The organism is Streptomyces sp. NBC_00094, assembly GCF_026343125.1.
In the GTDB taxonomy this organism is placed as follows: Bacteria; Actinomycetota; Actinomycetes; order Streptomycetales; family Streptomycetaceae; genus Streptomyces.
Map to the genome: position 1 here is coordinate 7,539,677 of NZ_JAPEMB010000001.1, position 16,132 is coordinate 7,555,808.

Genomic DNA, 16,132 nt, shown 5'->3' on the forward strand with positions numbered 1-16,132 from the left:
CGCCGGAACGAATCCGGTGGGCCCCCGCGCGGGTCCGTGTACGGGTCCGTCGCCGCTCCGTCGCGGGCCCCGCCCTTGCCGTCGCGGGCACCCCCGACCGTCCCGTCGCGGGCACCCGCGCGGGCGGTCGCGGGCCCCGCACCCGCCGCGCACCTGCCCTGGCCCCGCCGGGCTCCGCCCCTGCGCCGGGGTAGAGTGGCCCGCGTGTGAGCGGTGCGCACCCGTCCTGCCGCACAGCCGGCCGGACGAGCTCCACGCCCGTCGCGCGCCGGTCCTCCCGCCCCGCATGCCGACCCGCGTGTCGCGGGGCCGTGCGCGGGGTGCCGACCCGGTTCCTCCGCGTCGTCCCGCACGCCCCGGCCTGTCGTACCGGGTGTGCCCGAGCACGACAGGTTCCCGTCTCCCGTGTCCTCCTCTGCCACCGCCCCGTCCCCGGTCGCGCGCCTGCGCGGCCTGAAGCCGGACTGGCTGCGTGATCCGAAGGTCTGGCGTACCGAGGTGCTCGGCGGCCTGGTGGTCGCGCTCGCGCTGATCCCCGAGGCGATCTCGTTCTCCGTCATCGCGGGAGTGGACCCGGCGATCGGCCTGTTCGCCTCCTTCACCATGGCCGTGGTGATCTCCGTCGTCGGAGGCCGGCGGGCCATGATCTCCGCGGCCACCGGCGCCGTCGCCCTCGTCATCGCGCCGCTCAACCGTGAGCACGGGCTCGGCTACCTCGTCGCCGCCGTCATCCTCGCCGGCGGCTTCCAGATCGTCCTCGGGGCGCTGGGGGTGGCGAAGCTCATGCGGTTCATCCCACGGTCGGTGATGGTCGGTTTCGTCAACTCCCTCGCGATCCTGGTCTTCATGGGCCAGATCCGGGAGATTCGGGACGTCCCCTGGGCCGTCTACCCGCTGGTCGTGGCGGGGCTCGCGCTGATGGTGTTCTTCCCGAAGGTCACCACGGTCGTCCCGGCCCCGCTGGTCTCGATCGTCATCCTCACCGTCATCACCGTGGCGGCCGGAATCGCGGTCCCGACCGTCGGCGACAAGGGCGCCCTGCCGTCCTCGCTGCCCGTGCCCGGCCTGCCGGACGTGCCCTTCACGCTCGACACCCTGACGCTGATCGCCCCGTACGCGCTCGCGATGGCACTGGTCGGCCTGATGGAGTCGCTGATGACGGCCAAGCTGGTCGACGAGATCACCGACACCCGCTCCAGCAAGACCCGGGAATCGATCGGTCAGGGCATCGCCAACATCGTGACCGGCCTCTTCGGCGGCATGGGCGGCTGCGCCATGATCGGCCAGACGATGATCAACGTGAAGGTCTCCGGCGCCCGCACGCGCCTGTCGACCTTCCTGTCCGGCGTGTTCCTCATGGTGCTGTGCATCGTCTTCGGCCCGGTCGTCTCCGAGATCCCGATGGCCGCCCTCGTCGCCGTCATGGTGATGGTCTGCTTCGCCACCTTCGACTGGCACTCCGTCGCCCCGAAGACCCTGCGGCGGATGCCCGCCGGGGAGATCGCCGTCATGACGATCACCGTCGTGGCCGTGGTGGCCACCCACAACCTCGCCGTCGGTGTCGTCGGCGGGTCGGTCACCGCCATGGTGATCTTCGCCCGGCGGGTCGCCCGCGTCGCCGACGTCACGGCCGTCACCGACCCCGACGGGTCCACGGCCGTCTACCGGGTCACCGGCGAGCTGTTCTTCGCCTCCGCCAACGACCTCGTCGGCCGCTTCGCGTACGCCACCGACCCCGACAGGGTCGTCGTCGACCTGTCCTCCGCCCATGTCTGGGACGCGTCCTCCGTCGCCGCCCTCGACGCCGTCACGGCGAGGTACGCCCAGCGCGGCAAGACCGTGGAGATCACCGGCCTCAACGCCCCCAGCGCCGCGCTCCACGACCGGCTCAGCGGCGAGCTCACCCCCGGGTGACGGCGCCGGACCACCGACCCGGTCCGACGCCGTCCCCCGTACCCGTCGGCGCCGTCAGCCCGTGTGGACCTTCAGCGCCGTCCGGACGGCGGATTCGAGGGCGCCCTCGATCCAGGCGGGCTTGATGGAGGTGTGGCACCCGGCGAAGTGGAGCGGCCCCTCGGAGGTGGGGACGTCGGGGAACAGCTCCGTGTGCTGGCCCGGGAAGAGCACGGACGCCTCCCCGTACGCGTAGTGGTCACGCATCCACGACTGTGTCTTGCACTTGTTGGTGAAGAACACCTCGCAGCGGCGGCCGAAGACGGCCTGCACTCCGGCGAGCGCCCGCAGGTACCGCTCCTCGTCGGCGAACGCGTCCCACTTGAGGGCGTCGTCGGCCCAGCTGTAGGAGGCGAGCATGACGCCGCCGTCGCTGCCCTCCATCGGGTGCGCGTGCTCGAAGTACATGAAGCGGTTGGCGTTGTCGCTGACCGTGCCGCCGCCCCGGACGTGAGAGGCCTCGGGATCGCGGCGCGCGGCCGGGCGGAAGACGGAGAAGTACTCCTTGAGGCCGTCGGGGATCGACACCCCCAGGTCCTTCACGGACCGGTGCGCGCCCAGGTAGGCGCCGTGCTCGACCGTACCCGCCCGGTACCGCTCGTAGAGCCGGTCGTCGATGGAGTTCAGCGCCTCCTTCCACTGCGCCTCGGTGAACTCCCACCAGCGACGGGAGAACTCCAGCAGCACCTTGGTCGCGGCGTCGTAGTGCAGCTCCGTGATCGCCCGGCGCTTGCCGTACCCGAGCGGAGGGTTGAAGGTCACGTGGCGCAGTCCGGAGAAGGGGACGGTGATGACGGCCTCGTCGCCCTCGAAGACCTCCGTGACCCCCTCCTCGCCTGCCTGGTGGTCCTCGGCGACGGTGTGCACCCTGACCTTGCCGCCGAGGCGGTCGATGCGTACGGCGCGCCTGTCGAGCCGCACCTTGCCCTTCACCGGCGCGTACAGCGCGTCGGCGAGCACGCCGGTGCCGCCCTTGAGCTCCCAGAACCTGGTCCTGGGGTCGATGAGCGCGGCGGACAGGAAGCTGTGCATGAACGAGAGGTGCAGCCGCGAGGTCAGGTTCTGGATGGTGCCGATGAGGTCGATGGTCCTCGTGTCGAGTCCGGCGACCTCGGTGAGGTACCGGTACATGGACCAGTGGCCGTACTCCCGGAGGATCTCGACCCAGCCGTCGACGAGAGCCGTCCCCTCCTTGTCGCGGATGAGCCGGCGCGCCGGTTCGAGGGCGTCCGCGAGGATGGCGGCGGCGGTCCGGGTGCGGTCGGCACCGGTGACCCCGAAGGTGTCGTTGATCTTCGCGGGGTTCTTCTCGTAGTCGGCCCGGCGCATGTGGACGCCATTGACGTGGATCCAGGTGCGGTTGGCCTGCTTCGTCGGGTTCTCGACCTCGACGTCCACCAGGTAGAACTCCTGGCGTGCGAGCGCGAACTTCTCGATCAGCGCCATGAGGAGAGGGTGGCTCTCGGGCAGCCGCATGGCCCCGGCCTCGGCGTACTGCAGGGGGTCGGCGAAGGGCTGCTCGCCGTTCTCGTGGCCGCCCTTGCGGAACGTCTTGATGCGGCCGCCGACGCGGTTGCCGTTGGCCTCGATCACGACGACGTCGTGGCCGGCCCGGTTGAGCAGGTCGGCGGCGAGCAGGCCGGCCGGTCCGGCGCCGATGACGAGGACCCGCTTCGTCGCCCTGGCGCGGCCGGCGGGCAGGCCGTTCTCGATGATCTTCAGGTAGCCGGGGACGAGGGGTCGGTCCCGCTCGTCGTAGACGGCGATGGCGCGGGCGACCGTGCGGTACGACCGGGGGTCGGTGCCGGGCGGCGCGGCGGCGGGCGCTAACGCGGTCGCGGGGGCGCCGGAGGCCGCCGAGAGCCCGGCGGCGAGCGCCGAGGCGCCGGTCGCGGTGACCACGGAACGCCGTGAGGGGGTACGGGTGCTCGGAATGCCGAGGTCCGGAGGGTTGATGTCCGGAGTGGGCGTGTCGTGTGTACTCATCGCGGCCCACACTCGGCGTCCCGGCGTCGCCGATCCAGCCCGTTCACACGGACGGGGACGCAAACCACTCGAACCGTTACTTGTCGTGCCCGGCGGCCTTGGTGAGGAGCGCGCCCATGGCGGCGAGCACGGACGGTTCGACGCGGTAGTACACCCAGGTGCCGCGCCGCTCGGAGGAGAGCAGCCCGGCCTCCCTGAGCTTCTTCAGGTGGTGGGAGACGGTCGGCTGGGAGACGCCGACGTCGGAGATGTCGCAGACGCAGGCCTCGCCGCCCTCGTGGGAGGCGACGGCGGAGAAGAGCCGGAGGCGGACCGGGTCGCCGAGCGCCTTGAACATCCTCGCGGTCCGCTCGGCCTCGTCCGCGGTGAGCGGCCGCTCCGTGAGGGGCGGACAGCAGGGGGTGACGTCGGGCTCGATCACCGACAGCGCGATGTTGTTCGACATGTGTCTATGTTGACACATGTCGAACCATCGGCGGCCGGTGCTGCGGCACAGGCCGGGAAGGCCTCGCCCTCGCCCTCGCCCTCGTCGGTGTCGGTGCCGGTGCCGGTGCCGGTGCCGGTGCCGGTGTCCGTGTCGCCGCCGACCGCCGACGTCAGGAACTCGTGAGGACGACGAGCTGCCGGGTCGCCCGGGTCATGGCGACGTACCGGGCGACCGCCCCTTCGATGCCCTCCCCGAACGTCTCCGGGGCGACGAGCACGACCAGGTCGAACTCGAGCCCCTTCGACAGCTGCGGGGTCAGCGAGCGGACGCGGGACGTCGCCGGGAACGTCGGATCGCCGATGACGCACGCGATGCCGTCGGCGTGCTCGGCGAGCCAGGTGTCGAGGACCGCGTCCAGCTCCGCGACGGATCCGTGGACCACGGGAACACCGCTGCTGCGGACCGAGGTCGGCACGTTGGCGTCGGGGAGCGCGGCGCGGATCACCGGCTCGGCCTCCGCCATGACCTCCTCCGGCGTCCGGTAGTTGACACTCAGCGAGGCCACCTCGACCCGGTCGAGTCCGACCCGCTCCAGCCGCTCCCGCCACGACTCGGTGAACCCCTGCCCGGCCTGGGCGCGGTCCCCGACGATGGTGAAGCTCCGCGACGGGCAGCGCAGCAGCAGCATCTGCCACTCCGCGTCGGTCAGCTCCTGCGCCTCGTCCACGACGATGTGCGCGAACGGGCCGGCCAGCGGGTCCACGTCGGCGCCGGGCAGCGCGGACTCGTCGATCAGGCTGTCCTGCAGGTCCCGCCCGCGCAGCATCGTCACCGCGCCCTCGCCGTCGGCGTCGGCCTCGACGATGTCGCTGATGACCCCCGCCATGCGCTCGCGCTCGGCGGCGACGGAGGCGTCGTGCCGACGCCTGCGTGCCGACGCCTTCGGGTCGCCGAGCCGCTGCCGGGCGGCGTCCAGGAGCGGCAGGTCGGACACCGTCCAGGCCTGCGGGTTCGCGCGCTGCAGCATCCGGACCTCGTCCCGGCCGAGCCAGGGGGCGCACATCCGGAGATAGGCGGGGACCGACCACAGGTCTCCGACGAGATCGGTCGGTTCGAGCAGCGGCCAGGCGCCGTGCAGGGTGTCGACGAGCTCCTTGTCGTGCAGCAGCGCCTGCCGGAACTGCTCGGGCGACACGGCGTCCTCCATGCCCTCGCCCTCGTACTTGTCCCACAGGATCGTGACCAGCTCGTCCCAGATCAGGTCCCGTGCCTCGTTGTGCGGGGTGCTCGGACCCGGCGCCTCGAACGCCTCGACCCACTCCTCGGCGCTCAGCCGGATGTCGCACCAGGGAGTGCTGACGGTCATGCCCTCGGTGGGCGGGTCCTCGTAGAACCGGACGCCCTTCTCGATGGCCCGGACCATGTCGGCGGACGACTTCAGCCGGGCCACCTCCGGGTCCGTCTCGCTCGGTGCGCCCGCTCCCTCGGGGACGAGGTGGCGCAGGGTGCACGTCTGCACGCCCTCCTCGCCGAGGCTGGGCAGGACGTCGGCCACGTAGGCCAGGTACGGGTCGTGCGGGCCGACGAAGAGGACTCCGCCGCGACGGTGACCCAGGCGGGGGTCGGAGTAGAGGAGGTACGCGGAGCGGTGCAGCGCGACGACGGTCTTGCCCGTACCGGGACCGCCGTCGACGACGAGCGCGCCGCGGGACCCGGCACGGATGATGGCGTCCTGGTCGGCCTGGATGGTGCCCAGGACGTCACGCATCCGGGCCGACCGGTTGGTGCCCAGGCTGGCGATGAAGGCGGACTGGTCGTCGAGCGCGGCGTGCCCGGCGAACCCGTCCGAGGCGAAGACCTCGTCCCAGTAGTCGCTGATCCGGCCGCGCGTCCAGCGGTACCGACGGCGGCTCGCCAGCCCCATCGGGTTGGCGTGGGTGGCGCCGAAGAACGGCTCGGCAGCGGGGGAGCGCCAGTCGACGAGCAGCCGGCGGCCCGAGCTGTCGGTGAGCCCGAGCCGTCCGACGTACAGGGGCTCGGAGCTGTCGGCGGTGACCATGTGCCCGAGGCACAGGTCGAGACCGAAGCGGCGCAGCGCGCGCAGGCGCGCGGTCAGCCGATGGACTTCCACGTCGCGCTCCATCGCCTCGCGGCCGATGCCGCCGGGAGCCCTGCGGACCGTGTCGAGTCGGTCGGACAGTTCGGCGATCACCTGCTCCAGGCTCTCCGCGATGTCCGCGAAGTGCTTCTCGTCGCCGGCGACGAGCGCCGGGTCGGCCTTGGCGGAGAGGCGGTCGGGAAGGTCGAACGTGCTGGTGGTCAACTTCGTGGTTCTCCCGTTGAGGCAGGTTCCTGGGTCAGGAGGGAGATTCTGCGGGACGACCGGGGCCTTGCCGCAAGCCCCCCAGTGCGCTATAAGGTAAAAGTGGCAAGGGGTGCGTACTCCCCCTTCGATGTCTCCACCCCCTCCCGTTCGCCTCGGACGGTCGAGATCAGTTTCCCGTCACCGCGCCCCTCGGGCATTCCGGCAGCACAGGCCGGTCCTTGGTGCGTACGGCCGGCAGCCAGGCCGCGGGAAGAGCGGAGCCATGCGGGAGACGGACGCGGAACCACTGCGTGGACTGCAGGTCCGCCTCGTCGACGATGGGCTGACCGTCCGTCACCCGGCAGTCGGCGGCGAGGACGTCGCCGTGCCACACCCGGGTCGGTACGACGTTGTCCGCGGTGTACGGACGCCGCGGATCGACCGCCAGGCCCAGACTGCACTGCGGATCCCGGTCGACCCGGTCCTGGCAGCCCCGCTCCGCGTTGAAGACCCGGACCGTGCCCCCCGTCGCGCCCGCGCGTCCGTACGCCACCGTCGAGCCCTCCCGTACCGCGTCCGACCACAACGTCGCCCCGGCCGTCCCGCAGAGCGCGGCGGCGAGGAGGACGGCGCGCGCCCGGGCCCGCAGCCGTCCCGGGCCCTTCCCCGGCGCCCCTTGGCCGGCGGTGATGCGGATCAGCAGGCTCTCGGCGGTGTGCGGGGCGCGCGCCGTGTGCGTCGGGGCGAGGCAGTCGGCGGCCAGCGCGCGCCAGAACGGCGGCACCGCATGGTCCATGCGCAGCGGTGCACGCCCCTCGCCGTACTCCTGGACGGCGGCGCCCCTCGCCATGGGCGTGGCGCCGGGGAACGGCGAGGCACCGGACGCGAACACCTCGTGGATGACGATGCCCAGCGCCCAGACGTCGACGCTCGGCCTGACCTGGACGCCGAGTTCCCCGAGGGGTGCCCGCCAGCGTTCGGGCGGGAGGTAGTCCAGGGTGCCCAGCGGAGGCGCGTACCCGTGCGTCCCCGTCAGCTCGGTGGCGATGCCGAAGTCCGAGAGCTTCACGGAACCGTCCGCGCCCAGCAGGATGTTCTCCGGCTTGAGATCGGCGTGGACCCAGCCCGACCGGTGGAGATGGGCGAGCCCCTCGCAGATTCCCGCGATCAGCCGGCCCCGGTCGGCCTCCGGCACCCCCGCGTCGAGGAGCTCCCGCAGACTGCCCGCGGCCCGCTCCATGACGAGCACGATCGCGCCGTCGAGGGCGGGCCGGTCCGGTGCGGAGAGGACGAAGGACTCCAGGAGACCGATCAGCCGGGGATGTCCGGCCCGGCGCCCGAGCTCGACCTCACGACGGGCGGAGTCCACGATCCTGCGCGCCTGGCGCGGCGCGAGTCCGGCGGTCGGCATGACCTTGAGCGCGACGTCGAGGGGGCCCGGCGAGCCTCCGGCGCGGTCGGGTCCGCCCTCGGCACGGCCGGGTCCGTCTCCGGCGCGGTCCGGGACGCCTTCGGCGAGGTCCGCCCCGTCGTCGGCGCGGCGCGCCGCGTAGACCGTGGACCAGCCGCCGGCCCCGATCAGCTCGGTGACCACCCAGCCCGCCACCCGGTATCCGGGCGGGAGCAACTCCGTACGATCGTCGGCTTCCCGGGCGTCGTCCAGGCCACCCGCCCCGCCCACACCGTGCGGCGCGGTCATCGCGCGGTCGGCCGCTCCCGCCCGCCCGCCCCCGTCAGGGGCGGCAGCAGCGCGAGGTGCTCCTCCCGCACGAGGCCGAACCGCAGCGCGAGCCCGACGATCTCCTCCCGCTTGCCGTTGCGGCGGTCGCCCTTCCCCGGTTCGTGGGAGCCCGGGAGGCACATGCGCAGCTTCTCCTCGGCGAGGTAGTCGATGTGCGAGCTGATCGCCCGCGCGGTCGGCGTACCGCCGGCGAGGTGTCCCGCCAGCCGCTCGACGATCTGCGGTGTCGTCGGGACCGCCACACGGGACTGGTCGCGCAGGCGGGGCTCGCAGAGCGCGACGAGGACGAGGAAGTACGTGGCCGTCTCGTCCAGGGAGTACGCGGTGACGGTACGGCTGCCCCAGGGGACGCCCATCGCGTCCGGGTCCAGATAGAGGTGGTCGGGCGCGAACACCTGGAAGGAGACGGGGACGTCGCCACGGGTGGGCAGCACGACGCGCGCGAACTCGAAGGGGACGGGCGCCCCCACCCGGCGCGGCGGAACCCGCAGGTACTCGCCGGCTCCCTCCGGGTTCTCCACCAGATAGCTGTGGGTGGAGCTGTGGTTCGTCAGCTGCCAGTGGTCGTCGGTCACGCGGATCTCCCCGGCGAGCCGGGAGATCGCCGCGTCCGCGAGCCGGAGCTCGACCGGGGTCGTCGCGGAGCCCCGTCCGAAACGGGCCACCTCGCCGGGGCCGAGCCGCAACGTCACCGCGTCACCGCACGGTTCACCGCCGTCGGCGCCACCGCTCCCCGGCGGCAGATGGACGACCACGCCGCTCATCGATCCCCCCGTCCACACGTTCCACCCGTCACCGTTGTCGGACGTGCGGAACGATACTCATCTCGTAGGGGAGTTCACCGGCGTACTTCGGCCACATCGGCGCCCGCGACGCGTGGACGCTCGGTGTCGCTCCCCGCGAGGGCGCTTCCCGGGAGCGGATCCTCAAGGATGACGTACTGGGGAGTAGGGGCGACGGCTCCGATGTCGCGGGCGGACGACACGTTCCGCGCCTCGGGCACGGTGGGCAAGGTGGGGAAGGTCACCGCATCCGGAGGGGGGTTGGGGACGGTCCGGGTGGTTCGTGGCGGGACCGGGCGTCCCGTTTCCCCCTCTCACGTGGCGAGATTCGCACCCCGCGCGCCTGAAAGCGGTACGCGCTACGCGGCACTCGACTCCTCGACTCCTCGTCCCTTCACTCCTCCGTTCCTCCACTCCTCCACTCCTCGGCCCCTCGGCCTCAGAGGGCGGGACTGCCCGACACGACCGGCGCGATCGTGCGAGCGCCGAACGAGGCCCATGGTCGCCAGCCGCCGCTCGGCTGGGCCTGGACCCGGGTCCGTATCCGCCCCTCGGCGGTGACGGCGAAGACGTGGTTCCGGCCGGTGGCGTCCAGCGCGACCGCCGGCGTGGCGGCCAGCCTGATGCCCGGCTCGCCGAACTCCCCACCGGCATCCCAGCTCCCGCCCGCGGCGACCTGCCAGCGGTGGCTGAGGCGGCCACCGCCCGGCGCGAGGGAGAAGGCCTCCAGTCGGCCGTCGGCGTTGGCGGTGAGCGACGGGGCGGCGGCGCTCCAGCCGAACAGGGGCCCCCACGCGTCCCAGCCGCCGCTCGCCACGGACTGCCGCCGGAGGAAGGTGCCCGCGCCGGACGGACCGATCGCGGTGACGGTGAGCCGGCCACTGCCGTCCCCGGCGACCCGCGGCGCGGCGCCGGCCGCCGTACCGAAGGGGTGCCACGCGGCGGTCCAGGCGCCGTTGGGGGCCTCCTGCCACCGGTGGCGGATCCCGGCACCGCCGGGCGAGAGGACGAACACCTCGAGACGGCCGTCCGCGTTGGCCGCGACCACCGGGGGCGCGCCCGAGGCCCCGCCGAAGCCGGGGTCCCAGGGGTCCCAGGCCGCCGAGCCGCGGGCCGTCTGCCGTCGCCGTGCGACGGAGGCGCCGCCGGGGCTCAGGGCGAAGACCTCAAGACGGCCGTCGGCGTTGCGCGCGACGGCGGGGGCGGCTCCGGCCGGGCCGCCGAACTCCTCCCAGTCGCCCCATCCGCCGTCCGGACGCTGCACCCGGTGGTGCAGGTTGACGCCGCCCGGCGCGAGCGAGAAGACCTCCAGCCTGCCGTCGGTGCCACGGCCCAGCGTGGGCACCGCACCCGCGGGCCCTCCGAAGGTCTCCCACTCCGACCAGGAGTCGGTGTACGGGTCGACCTGGACGCGCCGCAGCATCGAGCGGTCGGCGGCGTCGAGCGCGAACACCGTCAGCCGGCCGGCGACGTCGAGCCCGGCCACCGGGTTGTCCGGGCTCTGCCACGGCGGGGGAGTGTCCCGCCACTGCAGGGGGGCCACGTACAGCCCTTGCCGGAACCAGCCGGCGGCCGTGGCGTACCACGCCTCCCCGTCGGTGACCACCTCGACGGCGTGCCCGGCGACATGGCCCGCGTACCCGGAGAGCTCGAAGCGGAACGGGTCCCGCGACGCGAGGACGTCCGTGCCCTCGTAGCCGTTGCGCGGCCCGATGAACAGGTAGTACCAGCCGTCGCGTTCGACGACGAACGGCGACTCGGTGACCGAGACGGTGGTGTCCGTACTCGCGTCGGTGAAGGCGACGCCCGGCTCGCTCCAGTGCACGAGGTCGGCGGACCGCCGGTGGGCGACGACGTGGTGGCCGCCCGGGCCCGACAACTCGGTGTAGTACATGACCCATTCGCCGCCGACCCGCAGCACCATCGGGTCGCGCGCCGCGATCCCCCGGAAGAGCGGCCCGGACGGCTCGCGCGTCCAGGTGAACAGATCGGTCGACGTGGCGAGGCTGATCGCGGCGCCGTCCGCTCCGCCGCCGGCGTAGAACATCCAGAACCTGCCGCCCGCCTCGACGACGTGCGGCGCCCACAGGTGTTCCTCGCCGAAGTACGAGGGGTCGACGGTGAGCGCGTCGGCGTGGGCGGTCCACGGCCCGTGCGGGGTCGGAGCGGAGGCATGGGCGAAGGAGATCTCCGCCGCGCTGTCCGGGGCTTCGCCGCGCGGCGCGCTGTCCCCGACGATGCCGAACAGGTGCCAGCGGCCCTGGGACCTGATCAGCGTGTGGTCGTTGAGATAGCGCGGGCCGGAGAAGGTGGACGGGTCGTGGACGTACGCGAAGGATCCCGCGCCGACCCACCGAGGAGGCGGTACGGCCTCGGCCGATGCGGCCCGCGCCTCGGCCGGAGCCGCCCCCAGGAACGGGAGCGCGGTCGCCCCGGCGGCGCCCCGCAAGAGGTTCCGCCTGCTGATCGGAAGCATGATTCACTCCAGAAGGACCGCGCGGCCGGCCGTGCCCGCTGGGGACGACGGCCGACCGCGCGTCGGGTTCGGGCCGGACCGGTCAGTTGAGGGCGGGGCCCGCGGTGTTGTTGACCCAGCCCCAGTCGGACCAGCTGGTGAAACCGGTCTGCCATCGGTGGAAGGTGCCGGCCGGGTTGGTGCCGAAGACCTCGATGCGGCCGTCGGCGTTGGCGGCGGCGGTGACCTCGGTGCCGCCGGTGCCGAAGCCGGCCCATTCGCCGAAGGGGGCGTTGGCACCGGTCTGCCAGGTGTGCATCGCGGTGGTGCCGTTGATGGCGAAGACCTCGACGCGCCCGTCCGGTGTGCGCTCACTGGTGAGCTGCGAGTCCGCCGGGCCGCCGGTCGGCTCCCACGCCGACCAACTCGTCGGACCCGTCTGGTACTTGTGGAACACCCCCACCGGACCGGAGGCGAAGACCTCGAGGCGTCCGTCGGCGTTGTGGTCGGCGGTCAGGTCACGGCCGCCGCCACCGAAGGTGCCCCATGGCGACCAGCTCCCGTTCGGGGAAGTCTGGTACTGGTGCTGGAAACTGTCGCCGTTCAGGGCGAACACCTCCAGGCGGCCGTCGGGTGACTTCTCCATCTCGATACGGCCGTCGGCCGGGCCGCCGCCCGTGGGCTCCCAGTCCGACCAGCCGCCGTTCGGGGCGAGTTGGTACCGGTGGAAGAGCCCGACGGGTCCGGACGCGAAGACCTCGATGCGCCCGTCGGCGTTGACGCCGGCCGCGGTGTCGCGTCCACCGCCGCCGAAGGCCTCCCAGTTCGACCAGCCACCGGACGGGGAGAGCTGGTAGCGGTGCTGGAGGGTGCTGCCGTTGACGGCGAACACCTCGAGCCGGCCGTCGGCGTTGGGCGCGACGGCGAGTTCGGCGTTGCCGGGTCCGCCGAGGGACTCCCAGGGCGACCAGTCGCCGTTCGCCCGCTGCTGCCAGGCGTGATGGACACCGTCCGCCCCGGCGGCGAACACCTCGAGGCGTCCGTCCGCCGACCGTGCCGCCACCACCCGGCCCGACTCCGCGGGATACACCAACGGCCGGGGACGAGGACCGCTGCCCGGGGTGCAGGGCAGGACCACGCCTCCCTCCGCGAGGTACGGCTCGGGATCGATGCCGTACGAGGCGGAGGGATCGCCCCAGATCCGCAGGTGCAGGTGCGGACCGGTCGAGTTGCCCTCGGAGCCCATCAGGGCGATCTGCTGGCCGGCCACGACGTGGTCGCCGGCGGAGACGTCCCGCCGGTACATGTGCCCGTACTCGGAGATCCTCCCGTCCGGGTGCTGGATGCGGATCCACTGGCCGTAGTCGCCGGAGTACCCGGAGATGGTCACCTCGCCGTCGCCCACCGCGTGGATCGGCGTCCCGACGTCGGCGGCGATGTCGACGCCGTTGTGGCCGCTGTGGAAGTGCTGGGTCACGATGCCGGTGGCCGGGCACGCCGTCGCGGAACCGGCGGTCCCGGCCGCGGCGGGGGTGGTCGCCAGCAGTGCGGGAACGAGCGCAGCCGCCGCGAGGACACAGGTCAGTGCGCGTCTGGAGAGTCCGAGAAGCACGAGGCTCCTCCCCTTGGTCGTCTCGGGTCGAGCGGGACGGAGGTGCAGCCGGGCGCGGGGCGTGTCACGCCTTGCGCAGCCGGCCGATGATGCCGTCGATGTCGCGCTGCATCATGTCGTGCCGGATGAAGTGACCGCCGGGCATCTCGTGCCACTCGTGCGGGATCCCCGCGTTGCCGAGGAGACCGCGGAACTCCCGCTGACCCGCGAGGACCTGGTTCTCGTTGACCGTGTCGAACCAGCTGATCGGATCGGGACTGGTGCCGGCGACCAGGAAGACCCGCTTGTTGCGGTAGCTCTCGATCCGCTGCACGGGGTTGTCCGCGTTCACCCGGGCCTCGTCCCAGAGCGGAGCCCCGTAGATCGTGCCGCCGTTCAGGTCGAGGGCGGCGGCGGAGGCGTTGGCCCAGTGGGCCACCAGGCCGCCGTCCCGGCGCAGGCTGGCGGGGCCGGAGTGGGCGCTCACCGAGGCGAAGTGGCCGTAGTACTTGGCCGCGTACTTCAGCGCGCCGAACCCGCCCATGGAGAAGCCGGACACGGCACGGCCGTCGTACTCGGCGTACGTACGGAAGTTCGCGTCGATCCACGGGATCAGCTGCGCGATGTGGAAGTGCTCCCAGTTCCGCGGGCCGACGTTGGAGCTCACGGGGTTGGAGTACCAGCCCGCGTGGCCGCCGTCGGGCATCACGACGATGATCGGCTTGCCCGCGGTCCACTGCCGGATGCCTTCACGGTCGAACATGATGAAGTCCTGGTCGCCGCCCCCGTGGAAGAGGTAGAGCACGGGGTACCGGCGTCCGCTCCACTGGTAGTCGTCCGGGAGCAGCACGTTGACGGCCGGGTTCCAGCCGATCGCGCTGGTCTGGAACCGGTAGTACTTCATGCGGGGGTCGTTCTCGCCCCACCCCACGAGGTGCAGGCCGAAGCCGTCGCCGACGGCGGCGGCGGGCGACGCGGCGGCGAGGACGCCGCCGCCGCCGACGGCCATCGCGGCCGTGAGGCCGCCCGCGGTCCTGAGGATGTTCCTGCGGGAGGGGTTCTGCGCGCTCAACGTGACCTCCTGGTCGGGAGTGTGACGAGATGTCACGGCGCACCGGGAGAGACCCCGTCGCGCCGCTTCGGACCGTGCCGGCCCGTCGCGTCGGGTCGTACGAGCGGGCGGTCTGGAACGTAGCAACGGCACGGGGTCCGGGAGACCCCGGAAGGTTACGGACTGACAGGCGCGGGCCCGTCGGCTAGGCCCTTGTCCGGAGCCGCCGGCGACTGCAGGATCACACTGTGATCGACAAGGGTGGGGACACGAGGGGAAGGGTCGGCGCGCCGTGGGGACGATGATCAAGGGAGACAACGGCTTCGTACCGTCCGTGCCGCTGCGGATCGCCGTACGGGGCGGTCTGGACGCGATGGCGCTGCTGGTCACGGAGCGCGGGACGGTCAGGGGCGACGGGGACGTGGTCTTCCACGGCTCGCCGGTGCATCCGTCCGGTGCCGTGCGGCTGACGGAGGCCGGCGACGGCACGGCATGGCTGGAGATCGGCCTGGCCTCGGTCGAGGAGCGGATCGCGCGCGTCCTGCTGGTCGGGTCGACGGAGCGGGGCACGATGCGTGACGTCGCCGGTCTCGTGGTGGAGGCGTACGCCCCTGACGGCACGTCGGTCGCGCGGTACGAGGTGACGGACGGCGCCGGGGAGACGGCGATGGTGCTGGCCGAGCTGTACCGGCGGGCGGGCGGCTGGAAGTTCCGGGCCGTCGGCCAGGGGTACGCGAACGGCCTCGCGGGCCTGGCCACGGACCACGGGGTGGACGTGGCGGAGCAGGGCGCGGACGGGGCGGCGCCGGTCCCGCCGGTGGCCCCGCCGATGATCCCGCTTCCTCCGCAGGCCCCGAACGTGGCGGTTCCGCCGCACCCCGCGCCGGCCTTCGCGTCGCCACCCCCGCCGGCACCGGCCTTCGCGTCGCCGCCCCCGCCGGCACCGGCCTTCGCGTCGCCGCCCCCGCCCGCACCGGCCTTTGCGTCGCGGCACCCCGCGCCGGCCTTCGCGCCGCCGCCCCCGCCCCCGCCCGGATTCGCGGCGCCCGCGCCCCCGCCGGCCTTCGCATCGCCCGCGCCCCCGCTCCAGCCCGCGCCTCCGTCCCCGTACCCGTCTCCGCCCCCGCCCCCGGCTCCGTCTCCGCCCCCGTACGTTCCCGCGCCGGCGGGCTGGTGGTCGTACGGTCCCGTCTTCACGCCGTACACGCAGACCGGCCGGGACAACGACGTGATCACGGTCAGCGGGCTTCCGCCGGGGCCGGTCGTCGTGCAGCTCGACGTCCAGGGCGACGGGTACACGGGTCTCACGGTGCTCAACCGGCGCAACAAGGAGCAGGACCTCCTCGTCAACAGCACCGAGGAGGACTTCCGGGGCCGGCTGCTCGCCACGGTGCCCGGGAACGGGACCCTCCGTATGAGACTGGAGGCGGACGGGCCCTGGCGTGTGGAGGTGTCGCCGCTGGCGGCGGCCCGTCGCCTGACCGAGGAGGAGGCGGAGTTCCGTGGCCCCGATGTGCTGCTGCACATGGGCGGCGTGGCCGACCTCGCCATCCACTACCGAGGCGACGACAACCTCATCGTGAACATCTACGAACTCGCCGGGCACGACGACCACACCGCGCTCCCGGAGGACGAGAACGTGGTCAACGAGATCGGCAGGCGGCACGAGACCGTCCCGCTGCCCGAGGGGCCGCTGGTGGTGCAGGTCGAGGCGGCGGACAGCTCGTGGACGGCCCGCCTGAGACGGCTGTAGGCGGGTGCGGGCCTCCGTTCGGGCGGTGCGGAAGCGGAACGACCGTGTCCGTCGGGACGTCGTCCCGTTGTGAGGGTGTGACCTCAAC

General features: G+C 73.0%; 11 protein-coding genes. 2 read left to right on the forward strand and 9 right to left on the reverse strand.

Annotated features, from left to right (window positions below; translation table 11 throughout):
- Nucleotides 1–405: 405 nt before the first annotated feature.
- Complete coding sequence (locus OG580_RS33325; protein WP_267047379.1) at nucleotides 406–1,914, forward strand: SulP family inorganic anion transporter; 1,509 nt, start codon at nucleotides 406–408, stop codon at nucleotides 1,912–1,914.
- A 54-nt stretch (nucleotides 1,915–1,968) separates the two neighbouring features.
- Here the strand turns inward: OG580_RS33325 and OG580_RS33330 are convergent, their stop codons facing one another.
- The 9 genes from OG580_RS33330 to OG580_RS33370 all read right to left on the reverse strand — a co-directional run bounded on the left by OG580_RS33330 (nucleotide 1,969) and on the right by OG580_RS33370 (nucleotide 14,312).
- Nucleotides 1,969–3,939 carry an FAD-dependent oxidoreductase gene (locus OG580_RS33330; protein ID WP_267047380.1) on the reverse strand — a complete coding sequence of 657 codons (1,971 nt, stop codon included), beginning with the start codon at nucleotides 3,937–3,939 and terminating at the stop codon, nucleotides 1,969–1,971.
- Between the two features lie 76 nt (nucleotides 3,940–4,015).
- A complete protein-coding gene (locus OG580_RS33335; RefSeq protein ID WP_267047381.1) occupies nucleotides 4,016–4,384 on the reverse strand; it encodes a helix-turn-helix transcriptional regulator in 369 nt (122 codons plus the stop codon).
- 151 nt (nucleotides 4,385–4,535) lie between these two features.
- A complete protein-coding gene (helR, locus tag OG580_RS33340; RefSeq protein WP_267047382.1) occupies nucleotides 4,536–6,689 on the reverse strand; it encodes an RNA polymerase recycling motor ATPase HelR in 2,154 nt (717 codons plus the stop codon).
- A 169-nt stretch (nucleotides 6,690–6,858) separates the two neighbouring features.
- Complete coding sequence (locus tag OG580_RS33345) at nucleotides 6,859–8,370, reverse strand: serine/threonine-protein kinase (protein ID WP_267047383.1); 1,512 nt, start codon at nucleotides 8,368–8,370, stop codon at nucleotides 6,859–6,861.
- Entirely contained in the window at nucleotides 8,367–9,176 is an 810-nt protein-coding gene (locus OG580_RS33350; RefSeq protein ID WP_267047384.1) for a serine/threonine protein kinase, read from the reverse strand. Before OG580_RS33350 ends, OG580_RS33345 begins: the two co-directional genes overlap by 4 nt.
- Nucleotides 9,177–9,250: 74 nt before the next feature.
- The gene (locus OG580_RS33355) at nucleotides 9,251–9,424 is read right to left on the reverse strand and encodes a hypothetical protein (RefSeq protein ID WP_267047385.1); all 174 of its coding nucleotides are present in this window, start codon (nucleotides 9,422–9,424) and stop codon (nucleotides 9,251–9,253) included.
- Nucleotides 9,425–9,633: 209 nt separating this feature from the next.
- Nucleotides 9,634–11,670, reverse strand: a complete 2,037-nt coding sequence (locus OG580_RS33360) for a family 43 glycosylhydrolase (RefSeq protein ID WP_267047386.1) — start codon at nucleotides 11,668–11,670, stop codon at nucleotides 9,634–9,636.
- 82 nt (nucleotides 11,671–11,752) lie between these two features.
- Nucleotides 11,753–13,261: a peptidoglycan DD-metalloendopeptidase family protein gene (locus OG580_RS33365; protein WP_267047387.1), complete on the reverse strand. Its 1,509-nt coding sequence runs from the start codon at nucleotides 13,259–13,261 to the stop codon at nucleotides 11,753–11,755.
- 64 nt (nucleotides 13,262–13,325) lie between these two features.
- Complete coding sequence (locus tag OG580_RS33370; protein ID WP_323182650.1) at nucleotides 13,326–14,312, reverse strand: esterase family protein; 987 nt, start codon at nucleotides 14,310–14,312, stop codon at nucleotides 13,326–13,328.
- A 280-nt stretch (nucleotides 14,313–14,592) separates the two neighbouring features.
- Here OG580_RS33370 and OG580_RS33375 point away from each other — a divergent pair, with 280 nt between their 5' ends.
- Nucleotides 14,593–16,044 (forward strand): TerD family protein, encoded by a 1,452-nt coding sequence (locus tag OG580_RS33375; protein ID WP_267048213.1) that lies wholly within the window; start codon nucleotides 14,593–14,595, stop codon nucleotides 16,042–16,044.
- The last annotated feature ends 88 nt before the right edge of the window (nucleotides 16,045–16,132 follow it).

Excerpts from the sequence above, each read along its gene's own strand:
- OG580_RS33330 (WP_267047380.1), bottom strand. The coding sequence starts at position 3,939 with ATGAGTACACACGACACGCCCACTCCGGACATCAACCCTCCGGACCTC.
- OG580_RS33335 (WP_267047381.1), bottom strand. The coding sequence starts at position 4,384 with ATGTCGAACAACATCGCGCTGTCGGTGATCGAGCCCGACGTCACCCCC.
- OG580_RS33345 (WP_267047383.1), bottom strand. The coding sequence starts at position 8,370 with ATGACCGCGCCGCACGGTGTGGGCGGGGCGGGTGGCCTGGACGACGCC.
- OG580_RS33350 (WP_267047384.1), bottom strand. The coding sequence starts at position 9,176 with ATGAGCGGCGTGGTCGTCCATCTGCCGCCGGGGAGCGGTGGCGCCGAC.
- OG580_RS33360 (WP_267047386.1), bottom strand. The coding sequence starts at position 11,670 with ATGCTTCCGATCAGCAGGCGGAACCTCTTGCGGGGCGCCGCCGGGGCG.
- OG580_RS33375 (WP_267048213.1), top strand. The coding sequence starts at position 14,593 with ATGATCAAGGGAGACAACGGCTTCGTACCGTCCGTGCCGCTGCGGATC.